The 20,444-nt window shown below is 69.7% G+C and carries 17 protein-coding genes; 5 read left to right on the forward strand and 12 right to left on the reverse strand.

Features of this window, described 5'->3' with window-relative positions; genetic code table 11:
* Position 1: 1 nt before the first annotated feature.
* The 3 genes from Q8Q71_RS08450 to Q8Q71_RS08460 form a co-directional block, all read right to left on the reverse strand.
* Entirely contained in the window at positions 2-1,957 is a 1,956-nt protein-coding gene (locus Q8Q71_RS08450; protein ID WP_305759145.1) for a PAS domain-containing sensor histidine kinase, read from the reverse strand.
* Positions 1,958-2,043: 86 nt separating this feature from the next.
* Positions 2,044-2,904 (reverse strand): hypothetical protein, encoded by an 861-nt coding sequence (locus Q8Q71_RS08455; RefSeq protein WP_305759146.1) that lies wholly within the window; start codon positions 2,902-2,904, stop codon positions 2,044-2,046.
* Positions 2,905-2,908: 4 nt separating this feature from the next.
* Positions 2,909-4,522, reverse strand: a complete 1,614-nt coding sequence (locus tag Q8Q71_RS08460; protein ID WP_305759147.1) for a serine hydrolase — start codon at positions 4,520-4,522, stop codon at positions 2,909-2,911.
* Between the two features lie 216 nt (positions 4,523-4,738).
* On the opposite strand from Q8Q71_RS08460, the gene Q8Q71_RS08465 reads away from it, so the two are divergent.
* The 3 genes from Q8Q71_RS08465 (at position 4,739) to Q8Q71_RS08475 (ending at position 10,743) form a co-directional block, all read left to right on the forward strand.
* A complete protein-coding gene (locus Q8Q71_RS08465) occupies positions 4,739-7,012 on the forward strand; it encodes a TonB-dependent receptor domain-containing protein (protein ID WP_305759148.1) in 2,274 nt (757 codons plus the stop codon).
* Between the two features lie 122 nt (positions 7,013-7,134).
* Positions 7,135-9,723 carry an ATP-dependent chaperone ClpB gene (gene clpB / locus Q8Q71_RS08470; RefSeq protein ID WP_305759208.1) on the forward strand — a complete coding sequence of 863 codons (2,589 nt, stop codon included), beginning with the start codon at positions 7,135-7,137 and terminating at the stop codon, positions 9,721-9,723.
* A gap of 243 nt (positions 9,724-9,966) precedes the next feature.
* A complete protein-coding gene (locus tag Q8Q71_RS08475) occupies positions 9,967-10,743 on the forward strand; it encodes a rhomboid family intramembrane serine protease (protein ID WP_305759149.1) in 777 nt (258 codons plus the stop codon).
* A 58-nt stretch (positions 10,744-10,801) separates the two neighbouring features.
* On the opposite strand, the gene Q8Q71_RS08480 is transcribed toward Q8Q71_RS08475, so the two are convergent.
* The 3 genes from Q8Q71_RS08480 to purH are packed head-to-tail and all read right to left on the reverse strand — an operon-like array spanning position 10,802 to position 13,693.
* On the reverse strand, positions 10,802-11,572 hold the full coding sequence (locus Q8Q71_RS08480) for a dienelactone hydrolase family protein (RefSeq protein WP_305759150.1): 771 nt from the start codon (positions 11,570-11,572) through the stop codon (positions 10,802-10,804).
* A 43-nt stretch (positions 11,573-11,615) separates the two neighbouring features.
* Positions 11,616-12,092, reverse strand: coding sequence for a GNAT family N-acetyltransferase (locus Q8Q71_RS08485; RefSeq protein ID WP_305759209.1), 477 nt, complete (start codon positions 12,090-12,092; stop codon positions 11,616-11,618).
* On the reverse strand, positions 12,089-13,693 hold the full coding sequence (purH, locus tag Q8Q71_RS08490; protein WP_305759151.1) for a bifunctional phosphoribosylaminoimidazolecarboxamide formyltransferase/IMP cyclohydrolase: 1,605 nt from the start codon (positions 13,691-13,693) through the stop codon (positions 12,089-12,091). Before purH ends, Q8Q71_RS08485 begins: the two co-directional genes overlap by 4 nt.
* Before the next feature lie 207 nt (positions 13,694-13,900).
* On the opposite strand from purH, the gene Q8Q71_RS08495 reads away from it, so the two are divergent.
* Positions 13,901-15,058 carry an esterase family protein gene (locus Q8Q71_RS08495; protein WP_305759152.1) on the forward strand — a complete coding sequence of 386 codons (1,158 nt, stop codon included), beginning with the start codon at positions 13,901-13,903 and terminating at the stop codon, positions 15,056-15,058.
* Between the two features lie 52 nt (positions 15,059-15,110).
* Here the strand turns inward: Q8Q71_RS08495 and Q8Q71_RS08500 are convergent, their stop codons facing one another.
* On the reverse strand, positions 15,111-15,653 hold the full coding sequence (locus tag Q8Q71_RS08500; RefSeq protein WP_305759153.1) for a prolyl-tRNA synthetase associated domain-containing protein: 543 nt from the start codon (positions 15,651-15,653) through the stop codon (positions 15,111-15,113).
* A gap of 52 nt (positions 15,654-15,705) precedes the next feature.
* On the opposite strand from Q8Q71_RS08500, the gene Q8Q71_RS08505 reads away from it, so the two are divergent.
* Positions 15,706-16,446 carry a DUF6065 family protein gene (locus Q8Q71_RS08505; protein ID WP_305759154.1) on the forward strand — a complete coding sequence of 247 codons (741 nt, stop codon included), beginning with the start codon at positions 15,706-15,708 and terminating at the stop codon, positions 16,444-16,446.
* Between the two features lie 35 nt (positions 16,447-16,481).
* Here Q8Q71_RS08505 and Q8Q71_RS08510 read toward each other — a convergent pair whose 3' ends face one another.
* The 5 genes from Q8Q71_RS08510 to Q8Q71_RS08530 form a co-directional block, all read right to left on the reverse strand.
* Positions 16,482-17,036, reverse strand: coding sequence for a hypothetical protein (locus tag Q8Q71_RS08510; protein WP_305759155.1), 555 nt, complete (start codon positions 17,034-17,036; stop codon positions 16,482-16,484).
* A gap of 85 nt (positions 17,037-17,121) precedes the next feature.
* The gene (locus Q8Q71_RS08515) at positions 17,122-17,754 is read right to left on the reverse strand and encodes a LysE family translocator (RefSeq protein ID WP_305759156.1); all 633 of its coding nucleotides are present in this window, start codon (positions 17,752-17,754) and stop codon (positions 17,122-17,124) included.
* Positions 17,755-17,869: 115 nt separating this feature from the next.
* Entirely contained in the window at positions 17,870-18,493 is a 624-nt protein-coding gene (locus Q8Q71_RS08520) for a hypothetical protein (protein ID WP_305759157.1), read from the reverse strand.
* A gap of 108 nt (positions 18,494-18,601) precedes the next feature.
* A complete protein-coding gene (locus tag Q8Q71_RS08525; RefSeq protein WP_305759158.1) occupies positions 18,602-19,066 on the reverse strand; it encodes a translation initiation factor IF-2 in 465 nt (154 codons plus the stop codon).
* Positions 19,067-19,152: 86 nt separating this feature from the next.
* Positions 19,153-20,385, reverse strand: a complete 1,233-nt coding sequence (locus Q8Q71_RS08530) for an argininosuccinate synthase (RefSeq protein WP_305759159.1) — start codon at positions 20,383-20,385, stop codon at positions 19,153-19,155.
* Between the last annotated feature and the right edge of the window lie 59 nt (positions 20,386-20,444).

Genomic DNA, 20,444 nt, shown 5'->3' on the forward strand with positions numbered 1-20,444 from the left:
CTCAGGACGCGTCCGCCAGCGCCTCGCCCGGCATGATCTGGTCGACGAAGCCGGCCAGCGCCTCCTGGGTGAAGGGCTTGGCCAGCCGCGGCAGGCCAAGGCTCAGCCGGCTGCCGCGGTCGGCGAGGTCGGCGTAGCCCGTGACGACGCCGATGGGCAGGCCGGGCCGGGCCTTCAGGATTTCGGCCGCCATCTGCGAGCCGCTCATCTTCGGCATCACCTCGTCGGTGATGACCAGGTCGATCTCCGCGGTCCGCCGGACCGCCTCCAGGCCGTCCGCGGCCGAGGCCGCCGCGACCACCACATGGCCCAGGTCCTCCAGCATGGCGATGGTGTTGGTCAGCACCAGCTGGTCGTCGTCGACGACGAGAATCCGCAGACTCCCCCCCTCGCCCGCCCGGACCGGCGCATCCCCGGGCGTCGCCCGGCCCTGGGCCGCGGTGGAGACCGGAAGCCAGATATGGGCGGTGGAGCCTTCCCCCTTGCGGCTGACCATGGCGAAACGGCCGCCGGACTGCTCGGCCAGCCCGTGGACCATGGACAGGCCCAGACCCGTCCCCTTGCCGGCGCCCTTGGTGGTGAAGAAGGGTTCGGTGACACGCTTCAGCGTCTCCTCGTCCATCCCTTCGCCGGTGTCCTGCACGCTGATCCGGACATAGTCGCCGTCGCCGGAGAGGCCGGGAGGCAGTTTCTCGGGCTCTTCGGGCTCGGCCATGATGGTGATCGTCCCTCCCGACGGCATGGCGTCCCGGGCGTTGACCACCAGGTTCAGAAGCGCGGCCTCCAGCTGGTACGGATCCGTGTGCACCCTTCGCAGGCCGGGCGGAAACCGCACCGACACATCGATGTTCGAGCCGATCGTCCGCTCGATGAATTCGGACATGCCCCGGATCAGCGAAGGCACGTCCACGGCCCCGAACTTCAGCTCCTGCCTGCGGGCGAAGGACAGCATCCGCTGGGTCAGGACGGCGCCCCGTTCCGCGCCCTGGATGGCGTTCTCGATCAGGGGCGTGACGCGCGGATCATAGGCCACCCGCTTGCGCACCAGCTCCAGGCTGCCCAGCACCACCATCAGAAGGTTGTTGAAGTCATGGGCGATGCCGCCCGTCAGCTGGCCGATCGCTTCGGTCTTCTGCGACTGGAACAGCGCCTCCCGGGCGTCGTCCAGGGCCTTGGCGGCCTCGACCCGCTCGGTGACGTCGCGGGTGACCTTGGCGAACCCCCGCAGGGCGCCGTCCTCGCTGCGGATCGCGTCGATCACCACATGGGCGCGGAACCGGGTGCCGTCCTTGCGGACCCGCCACGCCTCGGTCTCGAACCGGCCCTCCCGCGCGGCCGTGGCAAGGGCCGCGGCCGGAGCCCCGGCGGCCCGATCCTCCTCGGTGTAGAAGGCCGAAAAATGCCGGCCGACGATTTCCTCCGGCCGGTAGCCCTTGATGCGTTCGGCGCCGATGTTCCAGGTCGAGACCCGCCCGCCCTCATCCAGCATGTAGATGGCGTAGTCGGTGACGCCCTGCACCAGCAGCCGGAACTCCTGTTCGCTCTGACGCAGGGCCTCGGCTGCGTTTTTCCGCTCGGTCAGGTCCCGCGTGATCTTGGCGTAGCCGATCAGCCCGCCGCCGGGGTCGCGGATGGGATCGATGACGACATGGGCCCAGAAGCGGCTGCCGTCCTTCCGGACCCGCCACCCCTCCTGCTCGAACCGGCCTTCCGTGGCCGCCTCCTGCAGCGCTGCGGCGGGAAGGCCGGCCGCGCGGTCTTCGGGGGTATAGAAGCGCGAGAAATGCTCGCCCACGATTTCGGACGACGTATAGCCCTTGAATCGCTCGGCGCCTGCGTTCCAGCTGGCGATCCGTCCATCGGACCCGAGCATATAGATGGCGTAGTCGGTGATGGCGTTGACCAGCAGCCGGTAGCGCCCTTCATCATGGACCGTTGAGGCCGCCGCTTCTGTCATTCAGCCCCCCCACGCTCACGGCCCCCGCCGCGGCAAGCGCGGGGCGGAACGAAGCGCGGCGGCGGAAGGTTCCGCCCGGCGGCGGCTCAGTTCTTCTGCGTGCAGGCCATCGGCTCGCGATAGAGGGCGCTGCCCGGATCCAGCCGCCGCGCCTCGGCCAGCTGGCGGCGGCCGTCGGCGCAGCGCCCCATGGCGGCCAGGGCCGAAGCGTAGGAGTGCCGGATGGGCGCGATTTCCGGCGCCAGGGCGACGGCCCGTTCACAGTAGGGCAGGCCCTGTTCCGCCTGTCCGGCCCGGATCAGGATGTAGCAGTGGTTGTTCAGCGGACCCGGATCGTCCGGCTGCATATCCACCGCGCGCTTGCTGTCGACGAGGGCCGCGTCGAATTCGCCGAGCTGCTCCAGAGCGCCCGCGCGGTTGCTCAAGGCGTCGGCGCCTTCCACGGGCAGAGCGATGAACATCGCCCGCGCGGACTCGAACATCGCCGCGTCGCCCGTCTTCAGGGTCGCGAGGATGCGCACCAGCACGAAGAAGCGGAGCGCGTCGTCGATCGGACGGCGATCGCGCGGGTCGCCCGCCACCGAGGGATCATCGATCAGCATCAGCCATGCCAGACGCGCGTCCGCCAAGGCCTCGGCCTCACGGCCGGCGTGCCGGTAGGTGTCGCCGCGGAAGGTGTGGAAGATGACGTCCGACTGGATCCTCTGACCCGCCTGCTCGGCCTTGTCATAGAACCTCAGCGCCGAGGCGTAATCGCCCTCGACATAGGCCCGGGTGCCCAGGTTGATCATGGCCAAGGCGTAGCCGGGCGTGCCCTGGCCCGAGGCGTCGGCGCAGGCCTGCCAGTCGATGGTTTCGAACGCCCCCCGGCACGCGGGCGGCGCCGGAACCTCCTGCGCCTGCGGCGAGCCGCTGGCGAGCGCCAGGACGAATGCGAGTTCGATCATCGGCTCAAACCTTCGTCAGACGCAGGTCGTGATAGTCGTAGCTGAAGTCCGCGTCCGGGCTGACCGCCTTCATGGTCGCCGACACGGGGACCCCGTTCTCCAGCGTGAAGGCGATGAAGACGTCCTCCTCGCGCCGGTCGGTGAACCGGGTCCGCAGGGTGTCGCCGTCCCAGGGCTCCAGCGGGCCCTGCAGAGCCGGGGTGCGGCTGAAGCGCAGCCACAGCTGGAGATCCCGCGCCTCGATGACGATGTCGCCGTACCAGGGATCGCGCCAGATCCCGCGATAGGCGGCCAGCGGCAGGGAGGGCGGCGCGCCCGCGGCCTGTTTCGCGTCGATCTCCGCCGCCGCCGCGACCGACTTCGCATCGCCCTCGGCCTTCAGCCGCCGGCCGTCCGCGATCCAGTCGAAGCCGGCCTTGCCCATGACGATGTCGGCGATGCCGCTGCGCAGCGCCCGCGTCAGAAAGCTCTCCTCGGCGTTGGTGAAATAGCTGAAGCCGGCATTCCGTCCCGGGATCAGCACCGTGCCCGAGACATAGCCGGGCGCCCCGCCGCCGTGGGTGATCATCCGCTCGCCGCGATAGTCCTGCACCTGCCAGCCGGTCGCATAGGTCGAGGCGATGGCCCGCCCCGGCAGGGTCTCGGTCGGCCCGGCCGAGTTGGAGATGATGATGTTGGGCCGCCACATCTCGTTCGCGCGCGCCTCGGAATACAGCCGCGTCCCGTCCGGCAGTTCGCCGCGCGCCAGCTGCACCGCGATCCATTTCGCCCAGTCCACCGGCGTGGTGACGAAGCCGCCCGCCGCCCCGGCCGACGACCAGTTCCAGACTTCCTGGATCGACCGGCCGATGGTCTGCATCTCGCCCTGGTAGCGCAGCGGCGGCCCGAGCCGGCCGTGCGGCAGGGCCGATTTCGCCGGATCGGCGGCGGTCATCAGCGGCAGGGTCTCGCTCATGCCCAGCCGGTCCAGAATCCGGGTCTGGACGAAATCCTCCCACGCCATGCCGGAGGCGGCCGCGACCACCTCGCCGGCCACCACGAACATCAGATTGCAGTAGTGGTAGCTGGTCCGGAAACTGTCCTCGATCGGCACGTGGGGCACGGCGGCCATGATCTCGGCCCGCGTCCGGTCGCTGTTGGGCCAGAACAGCAGGTCGCCGGCGCCGAGTCCGAAGCCGATCCGGTGGCTGACCAGATCGCGCACCGTGACCATGTCGTTGAGCTCGGGCTTCGACAGGCTGAACCCGGGCAGATACGTCCGCACCGGCTCGTCCCACTTCACCTTGCCCTCGTCGATCAGGATGGCCAGGGCCGCGCAGGTCACCGCCTTGGTGTTGGAGGCGATGGCGAACAATGTGTGCTCGTTCACCGCCGCCCCGCCGATGGCCCGCACGCCATAGCCGCGCGTCAGCACCGCCTGCCCGTCCTTGACCAGCGCCACCGAAACCGCCGGCTGGTCGGGGAACGCCGCCATGGCCTGCCTGACGAAGGCGTCGACCTGGTCCGCCAGAGAGGCGCCGTCATTGGCCGCCGCCTGGGCCCAGCCGATCGACGGCAGGGCGGCCGCTCCGGCGACGGACGAAACCAGCGCCGCGCGGCGCGTGAGGCGGATGGACATGCAGGGGCTCCCGACAGGGTTCGGCGCGAACGCTATCGCGTCCACCGCCCGCCGTCATCACCGCCCGGGACGATCGTCAACCCGCGGCGGAAAGGCGGCCGGTTCTGACGGCGGCGTAATGAAAAAGATGTAACTCGCTCCGGCTCGGGCCGGGCGCTATGGAAAGGAAACTTGACGGGCCGCAATGCCCCGACCACGCGCAGGGGGGCGCACGTTATGACTTCAATCCGGTTCCTGCTGCTCGTCGGCACAGCTCTGGCGACCTCGTCGGGCGCGGCCTTCGCCCAGACGCCCGCGCCAGCGGCCCGGCCCCAGGCGCAGCCCCAAACCCCGGCGCCCGCGACGCCCGCTCCGCAGGAAGAGGCTCCGGCTGAGGACGCCCAAGAGTCCGCGGACGACGCGGCGACGATCGAGGACGTGGTCGTCCAGGGTCGGACGTCCGACGTCCGCACCTCTATCGACTCGGTCAGCTACAGCCTCGCGGACGATCTCCAGGCCGCGACCGGAACGCTGGCTGAAGCCCTGCGCAACGTGCCCTCGGTGGAGGTCGATCCGGATGGAAACGTCAGCCTGCGCGGCGACGCCAATGTCACCATCCTCGTCGACGGGCGGCCCTCGACCCAGTTCAACGGCCCCAGCCGCGGCCAGATGGTGCTGCAGATTCCGGCCAGCCAGTACGCCCGCATCGAGGTGATGACCAATCCCTCCGCCGCCTACAGTCCCGAGGGGTCCGGCGGCGTGATCAACCTGATCTCGAAGCCCAATGCCGTGCGTCCGGGCGCGACGACCACCGGCTCGCTGCGCGCCAACATCGGCGACGACGGCCGCTATAATTTCGGCGGCAACATCGCCCATGTCATCGGCAAGACGACCCTGACGGCCGACGTCGGCGTGCGTCACGACGGATTCATCCAGGAGATCGAGCGGCTGCGCACGCGCCTCGACTCCGGCTCGGGCCAGTTCCTCGAATCGCGCCAGTCCCAGATCATCGACGGTGCCTCCGACGTCGTCTTCCTGCGCCTCGCGGCCGAGCACAATCTCGACGACAAGACCCAGCTGGTCGGCGAGCTGCGGCACACCGACGTCGAAAGCCTCGCCGAAGCCGTCGACCTCTACGAGGCGGACGACGCCCTCGGTGGCATCGCCACCGCCTATCGCCGCGACTCGGCCGGCGGCTTCATCGGCCAGTTCTCGGGCGCGACCGCGCGGGTGCTGCGCCGCTTCGACAGCCAGGGCCACGAATGGTCCAACGAGGTCCGCTACGATCGCAACCGCTTCATCTTCGGCTTCGACACCGAAGTCGACCAGCAGATACCCGCGTCCCCGACCTTCTATGAAGCCGTCGAGAACCGGAACCGCCAGAACCAGCTGGGAATCACCAGCGCCTATGTCCGCCCTCTGTCCGACGGCGGCCGTCTGCGCCTCGGCTACGAGCTGCAGGCGTTGAATCTGGAGCTCGACAACTCCGTCGCCCGCGGCCCGTCGCCGGGGGCCCTGGTCCCCGATCCGATCGTCTCCAACGAGTTCCACGTCGACCAGGCGGTGCACGCCGTCTACGCTACCTGGGAGCGCCCGTTCGGCGAAAAGCTGTCGGCCCAGTTCGGCCTGCGGCTGGAACAGGCCAATATCGACCTCGACCAGGTGACGACCAACATCCAGTCGTCCAACGACTATTTCCGCGCCTATCCGACCATGCACCTGTCGTACACGATCGGCGAGGGCGAAACCCTGCGCGGCAGCTACAGCCGGCGCATCCAGCGGCCGGGCCCGCAGGACCTGAACCCCTTCCTGACCTACCAGGACAACCTCAACTACCGCTCGGGCAACCCCGACCTGCTGCCTCAGGAGACGGATTCGCTGGAGCTGAGCTGGCAGAAGCGGGTCCAGCAGACCTTCTACCAGGCCACCCTCTACTACCGCGACACCCAGGACGCCTTCACCCCGGTGACCAGCGACATCGGCGGCGGCGTCTTCCTGACCCGGCCCGAGAACCTCGGCTCCAGCACCTCGACCGGGCTGGAGCTGGTCGCCAACGGCGCCCTGCATCCGACCCTGCGCTACAACGCCAGCATCAACGCCTTCCGTCAGGAGATCGACGCCGGCGGCCTCCCCGGCGCGGCCGACCGCGAGGGCGAGAGCGTCTCGGGCCGACTGACCCTCAACTGGTCGCCGACCCAGAAGGATTTCCTGCAGGTGTCCGGCATCTGGACCGGCGACCAGCTGCTGGCCCAGGGCGTGCGCGAGCAGGCTGCCCTGTTCAACCTCGGCTACCGGCGCAAGATCAATCAGGACTGGTCCTTCCAGGCCACCGTGCGCGACCTGTTCGACGAGTTCGGCGCCACCACCACGATCGAGACCCCGACCTTCACCGATCGCACCAGCCAGACCTTCGGCGGCCGCGCGGTCTATGTCGGCTTCACTTGGAGCTTCGGCTCCGGCCAGCGGCGGCCGGAACAGTTCGACTTCTCGGCGCCCCCGACCGGCAACTGACCCGGTCGGGGTTCGCCCCCTTGTGTGACCCGATCGCCACACCCAGATTTGCGCCATCTCAAGGCGTCGCTTCCTGAAAGGGCGTGCTTGAGCGCACAGTCCGCCTGATCCGGGGAGCCGCCGTGAATCTCGACCTCTACTCCGACCGCGCCAAACAGGCCGTCCAGTCCGCCCAGTCGCTGGCCTTGGCCCGGCGGCACCAGCAGTTCGCCCCCGAACACCTGCTCAAGGTGCTGCTGGAAGAGCGCGACGGCCTCGCCCGCAATCTGATCACCGCCGCCGGCGGCGACCCCGCCAAGGCCGAGGCCGCGACCGAGACCGCCCTGAAGAAGCGCGCCCAGGTCACCGGCGGCAACGGCCAGATCTATCTCGACGGCGACACGGCCCGCGTCTTCTCCAGCGCCGAGGAAGCCTCGAAAAAGGCCGGCGACGCCTTCGTCACCACCGAACGCCTGCTCTCCGCCATCGCCCGCGAGGGCGGCGTCGCGGCGGAAGTCCTCAAATCCGTCGGCGCGACCCCCGACAAGCTCGACGCCGCCATCGCCGAGGTCCGCAAGGGCAAGACCGCCGACAGCGCCGGCGCCGAGGACGCCTACGACGCCCTCAAACGCTACGCCCGCGACCTGACCCTGGCCGCCCGCGACGGCAAGATCGACCCGGTCATCGGCCGCGACGAGGAGATCCGCCGCACCATCCAGGTCCTCGCCCGCCGCACCAAGAACAACCCCGTCCTGATCGGCGAGCCCGGCGTCGGCAAGACCGCCATCGTCGAGGGCCTGGCCCTGCGCATCGTCAACGGCGACGTGCCCGAGAGCCTGCGCGACAAGACCGTCATGGCGCTCGACATGGGCTCCCTGATCGCCGGCGCCAAATACCGCGGCGAGTTCGAGGAGCGGCTCAAGGCCGTGCTCGCCGAGGTCACCGCGGCCGAAGGCGGCATCATCCTGTTCATCGACGAGATGCACACCCTGGTCGGCGCCGGAAAGGGCGACGGCGCCATGGACGCGTCCAACCTGCTCAAGCCCGCCCTCGCCCGCGGCGAGCTGCATTGCGTCGGCGCCACCACCCTGGATGAGTACCGCAAGCACGTCGAGAAGGACGCCGCCCTCGCCCGCCGCTTCCAGCCCGTCTTCGTGGAAGAGCCCAGCGTCGAGGACACCGTCTCCATCCTGCGCGGCATCAAGGAGAAGTATGAGGTCCACCACGGGGTGCGCATCAGCGACAGCGCCATCGTCGCCGCCGCCACCCTGTCCCACCGCTACATCACCGACCGCTTCCTGCCCGACAAGGCCCTCGACCGGCTCGACGAGGCCGGCAGCCGCGTGCGCATGGCCGTCGACTCCAAGCCCGAGGCGCTGGACGAGATCGACCGCCGTCTGGTCCAGCTCAAGATCGAGCGCGAGGCCCTGAAGAAGGAGACCGACAAGGCCTCGGTCGCCCGTCTCGAAAAGCTGGAAGACGAAATCGCCGACCTCGAGGGCGAATCCGAGGACCTGACCACGCGCTGGAAGTCCGAGAAAGAGAAGGTCGGTCAGGGCGCCCAGCTGCGCGAGACCCTCGACCGGCTGCGCGCCGAACTGGCCGCCGCCCAGCGCGCCGGCGACCTCGGCCGCGCGTCAGAAATCGCCTACGGCCAGATCCCCCAGATCGAGAAACAACTCGCCGACGCCGAGGCCGCGGAAGCCGACAAATCCGGCCCCCTGACCCCCGAGGTCGTCGACGCCGAACAGATCGCCCAGGTCGTCTCCCGCTGGACCGGCGTCCCCGTCGACAAGATGCTGGAGGGCGAGCGCGAGAAGCTGCTCAAGATGGAGGACGCCCTGCGCCGCCGCGTGGTCGGCCAGGACGAGGCCCTGACCGCCGTCGCCGACGCCGTCCGCCGCGCCCGCGCCGGCCTCAACGACCCCAACCGCCCGCTGGGCAGCTTCCTCTTCCTCGGCCCCACCGGCGTCGGCAAGACCGAGCTGACCAAGGCCCTGGCCGCCTTCCTGTTCGACGACGAGGCCGCCATCACCCGGATGGACATGTCGGAATACATGGAGAAGCACAGCGTCTCCCGCCTGATCGGCGCCCCGCCCGGATACGTCGGCTATGACGAGGGCGGCGCCCTGACCGAGGCCGTGCGTCGCCGCCCCTATCAGGTCGTCCTGTTCGACGAGGTCGAAAAGGCCCACCCCGACGTCTTCAACGTGCTCCTGCAGGTGCTGGACGACGGCCGCCTGACCGACGGCCAGGGCCGCGTCATCGACTTCAAGAACACCCTGATCATCATGACCTCCAACCTCGGCTCCGAGGCCCTGGCGGGTCAGGGCGAAGGCGACGACGTCGAGTCCGTCCGCCCCTATGTCATGGAACAGGTCCGCGGCCATTTCCGCCCCGAATTCCTCAACCGCATCGACGAGATCATCCTGTTCCGCCGCCTCGGCCGTGACCAGATGGCGGGGATCGTCCGCATACAGATGGCCCGGTTCGAAAAACTGCTCGCCGACCGGCGGCTGACGCTGGCTCTGGACGACAGCGCCTACGCCTGGCTGGCCGACAAGGGCTACGACCCGGTCTATGGCGCGCGCCCGCTCAAGCGCGTGATCCAGAAGGACTTGGTCGACCCGATCGCGAAGAAGCTGCTGGCGGGGGAGATCGAGGACGGGAGCGTGATCGCCGTGTCAGCGGGGGACGGCGGGCTGGCGATCGGGAAGGCGCGGGTGCATTAGGTCCTCGTTATCCCGGGCAGCGAAAGCGGACCCGGGATCGGGAAGGCGCGGGCGCCCCGGGGTTGCACCGCGCTTGCGCGCTTGAGAGCGCGGCGGCCAAAAACCTCGGCCGCATCCCACGGATAATCGCACCTCGTGGACGCCACCCGAACAACCGTCCCCTCTCCCGTTGGGAGAGGGCTTGAGCGCACGGCGGCGCAGCCGTCGTTCAGGCGCGAAAGGAGAAGGATCGCGCACCGGCCCATGGCCACCGCCCCTGTCCTCGGCCACACTCCGTCCATGACCGACGACATCCCCGCCGCCCCGGCACCGTCCGCGCTTCAGCGCGCGTCCGACTGCCGTCTCGGAGCCGGCCTGTTGTTCCTCGATCCGCGATTCTGGCGGGGGGACGTCAGCCTGCAGGCCGCGGCCCCGGCCTGTGTCGTGATCGCCGTCTGCGTCGCCGCCTCCATCCTCGGGGTTGCACACGCCCTCCGCGGCGGCGTTCCGTGGGACTGGGGCCTGTCGGCCCAGGCCCTGGCCGAGGGCCGGTGGTACGCCCTCGTCTCCCACATGTTCGCCCATGCCGGCGGCATGCACCTGTTCCTGAACAGCACCTTCCTGCTGGGCGTCACTCCGGTGGTCATGGCGCGGTTCGGCGTCGGGCCGTCCGGCTGGCTGCGTTTTGCGATCCTGTTCCTCGTCTCGGGCCTGCTGGGCGCCGGCCTCTATCTGGCCCTGCATTTCGACAGCGCCGTGCCCATGGTCGGGGCCTCGGGCGCCATCTGCGGCGTCTGGGGCGCCGCCTCGCGCCTCGGGCCGGAGGGCGAGATCGTTCCGATCCTCTCGGAGCCGGTCCGGGTGCAGGTGAAGGCCTTCGCGAAGATGAACCTCATCCTGTTCGCCATCCTGTTCGTTCTGGTCCGGACGAGCGGCGGCGTGGGCGGCCTGGCGTGGGAAGCCCACCTCGGCGGCTTCCTGTTCGGCCTGTTCGCCATGCCCTGGCTGGCCCCGCCGACGCCGGCCTCCGCGCACCCTTGATCCCGCCCCCCGGCAGACTCCGTCGACTCCATCCACCGTGTTTTTTCGCCGGAGGAGTCTACCGCCCCGCCTTCGCCGCCGCCGGCGCCGCGGCCACGTCGCCGAGCAGGGCGACGAAGCGGCGCTCGGCCTCGGCGGCCAGTTCGGGGTGGTAGCGCATCGGCCCGGCCGCCATCGGCTCGTCGAAGGCGTGGGAGCCCTCGGCGATCCAGGTCTCGACCTCGGCGCCGCATTGGCGGACCATGTCGTGGACCCGCTCGGCGTTGCGCACCGAGGTCAGGTGGTCGCGGCGCGAGATCACCGCCAGGGTCTTCGGACAATGCCGCCACGGCCGCATCCGGTTCAGGGCCGCGACGCCGACGTAAGGGTAGGCCAGCCAGGCCCCGATCACCCCGTCCAGGGCGACCGCGCCGGGGTCGGCCACGCCCAGCATGCCCGGGGCCCGGGCCGAACTCATCGCCTCCATGATGCCCCAGCCGCCGTGGCTCCAGCCGGCCAGCACGATCTTCGCGGCGTCGACGTCGGGCCGCCGCGACACCCCCCACAGGGCCGCCAGCACGTCGCCGGCCCGCTCCCAGCCGCGCAGCAGCAGGCCGGTGCAGACCGCAGCCATGGCGAACTGGCGGCTCCAGCCGCGCGGGGCGTACGAGTCGACAATGACCGCCCGCCACCCCGCCGCCTTCGCCGCCTCGGCGTATCGGGGCAGATGGCCGCGCAGGCCGCCGCAGCCGTGGAACAGAATGACGGTCGGACGCGGCCGGTCGTCGTCCGGCCCGACGAAGATCGCCCCCGGTTCGAGCATCGACCAGCGCTGGGAAAGGGTTTGCATGCGCCGATCTAGGCCGCCGGCCGGGCGGAACGCCAGAGCTTGCTCAATCTTCCCGCAGGGATTTGCCGAAACAGGCGGCGTCCGGGCGGCCGATGTACCGGCCCCAGGCCAGGACGGGCGCATAGCCCGACCGCGCGTAGAAGGCGACGGCGCGGCCGTTCACCCGCCGCGTCTCGAGCCGCACCGCCGCATAGCCGTCGGCCCGGGCCCGCCGCTCGAGGGCGGCGAGAAGGGCCGCGCCGACGCCCCGGGTTCCGGGCCGGGCGTACATCCGCTTGATCTCGGCCACCCCGGGCTCCAGCGGCCGGTAGCCGCCGCAGCCCACCGCCTCCCCGTCGGCGTCGCGCGCCAGCAGGAAACAGGCTCCGGCGCCGCGTACGTCGCCGGGATCGAACGACGCCCGCCCGCTGGCGCCGGTGATCGTCTCCAGCGTCGCCGACAGGGCGTCCAGCAGGGCGCGCGCCTCCGGTTGATCCGGGTCGGCGGCCTCCGTCCGCAGCCCGGGGGCGGGCCCGCTCAGTGCCGGAACACCCGCACGCCGGTGAAGGCCATCGCCACACCGGCTTCGTCCGCCGCCGCGATGACCTCGTCGTCGCGGATCGAACCGCCGGGCTGGATCACCGCCGTCGCCCCGGCCGCCACCGCCTCCAGCAGGCCGTCGGCGAAGGGGAAGAAGGCCTCCGATGCGCAGGCGGACCCCTGGGCCAGCGAATGGGCCAGGCCCTTGGCCTCGCCGGCCTCGCGGGCGCGGATGGCGGCGATGCGGGCCGAGTCGCGGCGGTTCATCTGGCCGGCGCCGACCCCGGCGGTCTGGCCGTCCTTCGCATAGACGATGGCGTTGGACTTGACGTGCTTGGCCACGGTGAAGGCGAACAGCATGTCCTCGATCTCGCGCGGGGTCGGCTGGCGGCGGGTGACGATCTTCAGGTCGGCCGGCGTGATGCGGCTGCGGTCGCGCGACTGGACCAGGAAGCCGCCGGCCACCGAGCGGAATACCTCGCCGGCCGCCAGCGGATCGGGCAGGCCGTCGGTCAGCAGCAGGCGCAGGTTCTTCTTGCCCGCGAAGATGGCGCGGGCCTCGTCGTCGGCGCCGGGGGCGATGACCACCTCGGTGAAGATGTCGGTGATCAGCTTCGCATCGGCGCCGCTCAGGGTCCGGTTGACGGCGATGACGCCGCCGAAGGCCGAGACGGCGTCGCACTCCAGCGCCCGGGCGTAGGCCGTCGCCAGATCGGCGCCCACCGCGACGCCGCAGGGGTTGGCGTGTTTGACGATGACGCAGGCCGGGGCCTCGAACTCGGCGACCAGCTCATAGGCCGCGTCGGCGTCGGCGATGTTGTTGTAGCCCAGCGCCTTGCCCTGGACCTGTTCGGCGTGGGCCACGCCCGGCCGGGCCTCGCCGGTGCGGTAGAAGGCCCCGGTCTGATGCGGGTTCTCGCCGTAGCGCAGGGTCTGGGCCAGCGAGCCGGCGACGGACTTGCGCGCCGGGGCGGCGTCGCCGACCTGACCCGCGAACCAGCCCGAGACGGCGGCGTCATAGGCGGCGGTGCGGGCGAAGGCGCGGGCGGCCAGCCGCTTGCGCAGCGCCAGGGTGGTGGCGCCGTCGGCCTTCAGCGCCTCCAGCAGTTCGGCCACCGAGGCCGAATCGACGCAGACGGCGACATAGCCGTGGTTCTTGGAGCCCGAGCGGATCATGGCCGGCCCGCCGATGTCGATGTTCTCGACCACGGCGTCGAAGCCCGCCCCGGACGCAACCGTTGATTCGAATGGATAGAGATCGACCCAGACGATATCGATCGGGCCGATGCCGTGGGTCGCCATGGCCTCGGCGTGGTCGGCGGCGTCCCGCACCCCCAGCAGTCCGCCGTGGACCACCGGGTGCAGGGTCTTGACCCGGCCGTCCATCATCTCGGGGAAGCCGGTCAGGTCGGCGACGTCCTTCACCGGCAGGCCGAACCCGGCGATGGCGGCGCGGGTGCCGCCGGTCGAGACCAGTTCGACGCCGAGGCCGTGCAGGGCGCGGGCGGCATCCTCCAGCCCGGTCTTGTCGCTGAGCGAGATCAGGGCGCGCTTGGGCGCCACGCGGTCCGGCGCGGGGGGAAAGTCGGGAGCGGCGGGCATGGCGGCGTCCGTGTGCTGAGGGGTCGGGGGAGACGGGCGGGGCTCTAGCATTGTCCACGACGGGATAGAACCAGAGAGGAGGGATCGGGCGGGAAATCGTCACGATCGCCGGCCGGTCAAGACTTCATCGGCCCTTGGGGGAGTGGGGCGCATCTTTGTCGGCAGAGCACCAGCCTCAACTAAAGAGAGTGCTTGATGGGGCCTGCCATGGGCGGCATCTTCTCGCCGAAGGCGCGGCCGCCGTGGGAGAGCGACTTGGGTATCTGGCTGGCCATCGCTTTCGCCATACAGGGACAGGCGCTTCCGGAGCTGCCGCTTATGGCCCTGTGCGGGGACGAGGCCGTCGCGGTCTGTCGGACCCCGTCGAGCCTGACCGCGGTGCAGGCCGAGACGCGACTGGCGGGGTCGGAGGAAGCGTTCTGGGTTGAGGGCGATCTGTTCCACGTCGTCGCCCGGCGAGCCGTGAAACCAACCCTTTGCTGCTCAATCCAGTCGGCGATGACGCCGGTCGCCGGATCAGCTGATCTTTGGTCCCTGTCCGTCAGGGTGCGAGACCTCGACTACGCCATGCTCGACGTCTTGCTGCTGCCTTCAGACGGCGGGGGCCCCGAGCAATGGCGAGGTCCATTGGCTCCGTCAGCGCCTTTGACAAGCTTGCCCCGCACCGGGGAACTCACCCGACATGTGATCAAATCAGCGGCTTTGGGCGAGGAGCGCGGCCTGTTCGTCTACCGCCCGGCCGGGGAAGGCCCGATGCCCGTCATCTATCTGGCTGATGGTGAAGCAACAGAGTCGTTCGCGTCGCTGCTCCGGCCGATGATCGAAGCGGGAGAAATCCCGCCGACGATGATCGTCGGCCTGTGGAGCGGGCCCCTGCTGGGGGATGGCGAGGACGCGCCGCCCAACCGCCGGCATCAGGAGTATCTCGCCGGCTGGAATGATGGGGTCTACCTCGCCCATGAACAGTTCCTGTTGGACGAAGTCATGCCCCTCGCGGAGCGAATGGGCGCCTCCAGAGACCCGTCGCATAGAATGCTCGCGGGCTTCTCCGATGGAGCGGCCTGGGCGCTCAATACGGCTATGGTCCATCCGGAGCGTTTTCGGGGCGTAATCGCCATGTCCTTCGGCGGCAGGCCCGATCCACGCGCAAGGGGGTCCGGGTACGGCGCAGTCTATCTGACCGCCGGTGTGCTGGAGCCAGCGTTCCATGACTCGACGGTGGATGCGGCGACTTTTCTTGAGAGCGCCGCCGAGGCGGTCCGGCTCGACATCCGACTCGCCGGCCACAGTCCGATGCTGTGGAACGACCGCTTCCCGGACGCGGTCCGATGGCTGGCCCACCGCGATGAGAGCAGTGCTCGCTGAAGGTCTGTTTTGCCGTGCAGCCTGTCGCCGCCGGGACCCACCCGTGCGGGCATCAGGTCTCCAGCTTTCCGAAGTCCACCACCATCGGCTCCCGCCCGATCAACTCCAGGAACCGCCGGAAGTCCGCCTGCGCCAGCGCCGTCGTCGCCGTATTGGTCAGCGGGTGGAAGTTGACGATGTCCGCGTCCCACAGGGCCTTGTCGAGGACGAAGGTCACGCGCCGGTCGGGGTCGTTGATGAGTCCCAGCGCCGTCACCGACCCGCCGCGCACGCCGAGGGTCTCGTACAGCAGGGCCTCATTGCCGAAGGACAGCTTGTCCGATCCGATCGTCTTCGGCGCCCGCTTCAGGTCGACCACCGTGTCCTGCCGCGCCGAGATCAGCCACAGCCGGCCCTTCCTGTCCTTGAGGAACAGGTTCTTGGTGTGGGCGCCCGGCATGGCGGCCTTGAGCTCGAGACCCTCGTCGACCCGGAACACGGCCGGATGCTCATGGGTGGTCTGGCCCACGCCGTTCTCCGCCATCCACGCCAGCAGGCGGTCGCGGTCATATGCGGGACGGGGGGCGGGAACAGGGAGCGGCTTGTCTTCGGTCATGCGGCTTCGCTAGGGATGGAGACGATCCCTCGATACCGTCCGGAGACCGCGCGTGGAACTGGAATGCTATCCGATGATGCCGCAGCCGCCGGACCTCGTGCCCGGCCGCCAGTCGCGCAACTGGATGGACGCCTTCGCCAGCCGTCATCCGTATCGCTGCCTGCCGCTGAACATGGCCAACACCACCGGCTGGGAGATCCTCTGCCCGATCGGCTTCACCGCCGAGTGGAACGGCGGTCCCAGCCAGGCCGACATCGTCATCACCCCCGAGCGGCCGACGCCCAATCTGCAGCACATCGTCACCTCGCACTTCTCGCGCGGTGTCCTGACCATGCATCCGCAATACCTGTTCCGCACCCCGCCGGGCTGGGGCCTGCTGGCCGGCGGCTCGCCCAACCATCTGAAGGACGGCATCCAGCCGCTGGTCGGGCTGATCGAGACCGACTGGCTGCCCTTCCCCTTCACCATGAACTGGCTGTTCACCCGGCCCGGCCGGATCAAATTCGAGAAGGGCGAGCCCTTCTGCTTCATCACCCCGATCGAGCATCGCAAGGCGGAACAGTTCCAGCCGGTGATCCGCTCGCTGGAATCCAATCCGGTGATGCACGGTCAGTTCGAGGCCTGGAACCGGGCCAGGACCGACTTCAACAAGCGCCTCGCCTCGGGCGATCCGGACGCGGCCAAGGAGGCGTGGCAGCGCTACTATTTCAAGGGCGAGGTGCCCGAGGACCTCGGCGTCGCGCCCGAGACCCACGTCAACAAGCGCCGGCTGAAATCCCCGCGCATCGGATAGAAAAAGGGCTCCCCGTCGCCGGGGAGCCCCTGTTCTCACATCGGCCGGGTGACCTGGGGACCCAGGTTCTGGATCACTTCCCGGGCGTCGAAGGCGTTGGGATCGTCGGCGGGCTTGCGGCCCCGCCCCATGACGACCTCGGCCGAGGCCTCGTAGCGGTCGATCTCGCGAACGTCGAAATCGTTGCGGCCCCAGAAGGGATCGCCCCACGGGCTCCAGTAGCCGCGGCGGTAGTAGCGCCACGACGGTCCCCAGTAGGGGCCATAGCGGTCGTAAAAGAACGGATCGGGAGTCCTTTGCAGCCGCACGTCGCGGTCGGTGGCGCGGTTGACGGTGGCGAACCAGTCGAAGCCGTTTTCGACCGTCACCTCGGCGGCCCGCAGCAGCAGGGCCATTTCGACCTGCTCGCGCGAGGTGACCGAGTTGCCGGCGAAGCTCACGCGATACCGGTCCGCATCCACCCGCTGCTCGGAATAGCCGTAGCGGCTGTCCACGCCGGCGGGGCCGTAGGGGGTCGCCGTGGCGCAGGCGGACAGGGCCAAAGCCGCCATCGCCGCCAGGAGCGCGGGCTTGAGGAAACGATGTCTCATCGGAACTCTCTCCTTGACGCGCCAGTGCGCGCCCTTGCTGCTGAACGGGACATGAACGGCCCCGGTTCCGGACCCCTGCAAGGCCTTATAAACGCGAGATAATAAGCGCCGCGGCGGAGAGAAGAAGCAGACCGGTCAGAAGGGCGAAATTCCTGCGAAAACGGGGCTCGCCCATGCGCCGCGCCAGGGCCGCCCCGCCCAGACCGTAGGCGGACATGGTCAGCACGTCCATGCCGATCGTGGCGACGGCGAACAGGGCCAGCTGGGGCGCCGCGGGACGGTTCACGTCGAGGAAGGGCGGCAGGACGGCGGTGAAGAACAGCACCGCCTTGGGATTGGCGATCTGGACCATGAAGCCGTCGACCAGGGCGCTGCGGCCCGGTCTGATCAGCGGAGCATCGGGATCCGCCGCGACGCGAAAAGCCCCGCGAAGGGCGTTGATCCCCAGCCAGGCCACATACAGGGCGCCGCCGATCGAGATCAGACGGAACACCTGCGGGAAGGCGATGACCAGGGCGCCCAGCCCCAGGGCGGCGGCCGCGAACCAGACCAGGGTGGCGGCGTTCATGCCGACGACGCCCAGCAAGGCCCCGGCCTTGCCGCGCTGGACGCCGTTGGCGACGGAGAAGAGGTTGGCGGGCCCCGGCGTGACCGCCATCACCGTCATGACCCCGAGGAAGGTCAGGTACAGGTGCGGATCGACGGGAAGGCTGGCCATGCCGTCCTGTCGGGCGGCCAGGGGTTCCGGTCAAGCCCGGGTTGCGGCCCGGCGCCCTGTTGAAGGCCGGGTGTTGCGGGACGGCCCGGGCGCGGCGCGATCCGGGCCGGACGGATCAGGTCTCGTCGGCTTCTTCCGGCGCTTCGTCCGCGTCGTCCGCTTCGTCCGCGTCTTCGGCCAGGGCGGCGGCCGCTTCGGCGCTGGCCGCCGCGGTTTCCACCTGGGCTTCGTCCAGCGCGTCCATGGCCTCGCCGACGGCGTATTCGGCCATCAGACCGTAGGTGGCCATATGTTCGGGATCGTTGGAGGCCCAGGCGCCGTTGGTCGCGATGCCCTGGGCCGCGGCCAGGGCGCCCGGGACCTGGGCCATGGCCTCGGAGACCACCGCGCCCACATCGACCCCGGCCAGCGCCTCGGCGACGATCGCGTCCACATCGACCTCGGCCAGGGCTTCGGCGGCGATGGACGACGCATGCCGGGCGGCCACGGCGGTGAAGGCGGTCACGTCGGGCTGATACTCGGACCAGAGCGTGGCGAGGCGGAGTTCGCGCTGGGCCTCGGTCAGGCTCTTGTCTTCGGCGATGGCCTCGGCGCGTTCGCCGAAGGCTTCCATGCGCGCCTCGAAGGCCGCGGCGGCGGTTTCCAGCGCGTCCTCGGACGGACCGCGCACATCCTCGGCGACAGCGGCGGAAAGCGGCAGCAGGGCGAGGGCGGCGGCGAGGGAGAGGGCCTTGATCATGAGGGGGCTCCTTGAAGTCGCCGCCAAGGTCCGCCGAACGCCGTCCTGCCTCAAGTGAAATCGCGGTAAGGCGGCGGGCGCGGAGCCGCCGCCTTCCGGATCAAGGACTTATTGCGGCGTCGCGGGCGCGACTGGAGCCGCCGCGGCGGCCGCGGCGGCCTGCGTGATCTGGGTCCGCACCATGGCTGGCAGGCCCTGGATCATGGGCACCACGGCCGCCGCCGCCTGGGCCATCTCGGCCTTTTTCTCCTCGGGCCCGGTCGCCGCCTTGTCGTCGAAAAAGGCTTTCAGCTCGGCGCCGAAGGCGTCGGCTTCGGGTTGATATCGGGCGACGATGGCGTCCAGCGCGGCGTCGGCGACGGCCTGGTCGCCGGCCGCGGCCGTGATCGCGGCCTGCATCTCGGCGCCCATGGCCTCCATGCGGGCGCCGAAGGCTTCCCCTCTCGCTTCCAGCGCGGCTTCGGCCGGATCGACCGCTTCGGCGGCCGGCGGCGCGGCTGGCGCGTCCTGGGCGACGGCAGGAGCGGCGAAGGCGAGGACGGCCGAGGCGGCGAGGATCATTCGGATGGACATGACGACTTCCTGATGCGGGAAGGAGCTCGGGCTCCTTCCGGGAAAGATGACGGATATTCGTGAGCGGAGCGAGACGAAATCGCCGGTCAGCTCCGGTCGCGCGCGTCCCGCTTGCCCAGAACCCGCAGGCGCAGGGCGTTCAGCTTGATGAAGCCGGCGGCGTCCTTCTGGTCATAGGCCACGGCGCCGTCCTCGAAGGTCACCAGCTCCTGGTCATACAGGCTCTCGGCGCTCTCGCGGCCGATGACCGTGACATTGCCCTTGTAGAGCTTGACCCGGACCGTGCCGGACACCCTGGCCTGCGAGTGGTCGATGGCCGCCTGCAGCATCTCGCGCTCGGGCGAGAACCAGAAGCCGTTGTAGACCAGATGGGCGTATTTGACCGCCAGCTCGTCCTTCAGATGCATGGCCCCGCCGTCGAGGGTGATCGACTCGATGCCGCGGTGGGCGGCCAGCAGGATGGTCCCGCCGGGGGTCTCGTAGACGCCGCGCGACTTCATGCCGACGAAGCGGTTCTCGACCAGATCGAGGCGGCCGACGCCGTTGTCATGACCGTACTGGTTGAGAGCGGTCAGCAGGGTGGCCGGCGACATGGCCTCGCCGTTGATCGAGACGGGGTCGCCCTTCTCGAAGCCGATGGTGATGACGGTGGCCACGTCCGGCGCGTCTTCCGGCGACAGGGTGCGCTGGTGCACGAATTCGGGGGCCTCGACCGACGGATCCTCCAGCACCTTGCCCTCGGAAGAGGAGTGCAGAAGGTTGGCGTCGACGCTGAACGGGGCCTCGCCGCGCTTGTCCTTGGCGATCGGGATCTGGTGCTTCTCGGCGAAGTCCAGCAGGTGTTCGCGCGACTTGAAGGCCCATTCGCGCCACGGGGCGATGACGCGGATGTCGGGCTCGAGGGCGTAGTAGCCGAGTTCGAACCGGACCTGGTCGTTGCCCTTGCCGGTGGCGCCGTGACAGACGGCGTCGGCGCCGACCATGCGGGCGATCTCGATCTGGCGCTTGGCGATCAGAGGACGGGCGATCGAGGTGCCGAGCAGATACTGGCCCTCGTACAGGGCGTTGGCCCGGAACATGGGGAAGACGTAGTCGCGCACGAATTCCTCGCGCAGGTCGTCGATGAAGATGTTCTCGGGCTTGATGCCCATCTTCAGCGCCTTCTCGCGCGCCGGCGCCAGTTCCTCGCCCTGGCCCAGGTCGGCGGTGAAGGTCACGACCTCCGCGCCGTATTCCGTCTGCAGCCATTTCAGGATGATGGAGGTGTCGAGACCGCCGGAATAGGCGAGAACGACCTTCTTGGGCGCGGGCTGGGTCATGGGGAGTCCTTCGTAGAACGCGGGGAGGCGTTCGGCGGCGTTGCGCGCGCTTAAAGGAC

Source organism: Brevundimonas sp. (assembly GCF_030704825.1).
Taxonomy (GTDB): domain Bacteria; phylum Pseudomonadota; class Alphaproteobacteria; order Caulobacterales; family Caulobacteraceae; genus Brevundimonas.

What these genes read in the sequence shown, in the direction of transcription:
- Q8Q71_RS08450 (WP_305759145.1), bottom strand. Translation starts at nt 1,957, where the DNA reads ATGACAGAAGCGGCGGCCTCAACGGTCCATGATGAAGGGCGCTACCGG.
- Q8Q71_RS08455 (WP_305759146.1), bottom strand. Translation starts at nt 2,904, where the DNA reads ATGATCGAACTCGCATTCGTCCTGGCGCTCGCCAGCGGCTCGCCGCAG.
- Q8Q71_RS08460 (WP_305759147.1), bottom strand. Translation starts at nt 4,522, where the DNA reads ATGTCCATCCGCCTCACGCGCCGCGCGGCGCTGGTTTCGTCCGTCGCC.
- Q8Q71_RS08465 (WP_305759148.1), top strand. Translation starts at nt 4,739, where the DNA reads ATGACTTCAATCCGGTTCCTGCTGCTCGTCGGCACAGCTCTGGCGACC.
- Q8Q71_RS08475 (WP_305759149.1), top strand. Translation starts at nt 9,967, where the DNA reads ATGGCCACCGCCCCTGTCCTCGGCCACACTCCGTCCATGACCGACGAC.
- Q8Q71_RS08480 (WP_305759150.1), bottom strand. Translation starts at nt 11,572, where the DNA reads ATGCAAACCCTTTCCCAGCGCTGGTCGATGCTCGAACCGGGGGCGATC.
- purH (WP_305759151.1), bottom strand. Translation starts at nt 13,693, where the DNA reads ATGCCCGCCGCTCCCGACTTTCCCCCCGCGCCGGACCGCGTGGCGCCC.
- Q8Q71_RS08495 (WP_305759152.1), top strand. Translation starts at nt 13,901, where the DNA reads ATGGGCGGCATCTTCTCGCCGAAGGCGCGGCCGCCGTGGGAGAGCGAC.
- Q8Q71_RS08500 (WP_305759153.1), bottom strand. Translation starts at nt 15,653, where the DNA reads ATGACCGAAGACAAGCCGCTCCCTGTTCCCGCCCCCCGTCCCGCATAT.
- Q8Q71_RS08510 (WP_305759155.1), bottom strand. Translation starts at nt 17,036, where the DNA reads ATGAGACATCGTTTCCTCAAGCCCGCGCTCCTGGCGGCGATGGCGGCT.
- Q8Q71_RS08515 (WP_305759156.1), bottom strand. Translation starts at nt 17,754, where the DNA reads ATGGCCAGCCTTCCCGTCGATCCGCACCTGTACCTGACCTTCCTCGGG.
- Q8Q71_RS08520 (WP_305759157.1), bottom strand. Translation starts at nt 18,493, where the DNA reads ATGATCAAGGCCCTCTCCCTCGCCGCCGCCCTCGCCCTGCTGCCGCTT.
- Q8Q71_RS08525 (WP_305759158.1), bottom strand. Translation starts at nt 19,066, where the DNA reads ATGTCCATCCGAATGATCCTCGCCGCCTCGGCCGTCCTCGCCTTCGCC.
- Q8Q71_RS08530 (WP_305759159.1), bottom strand. Translation starts at nt 20,385, where the DNA reads ATGACCCAGCCCGCGCCCAAGAAGGTCGTTCTCGCCTATTCCGGCGGT.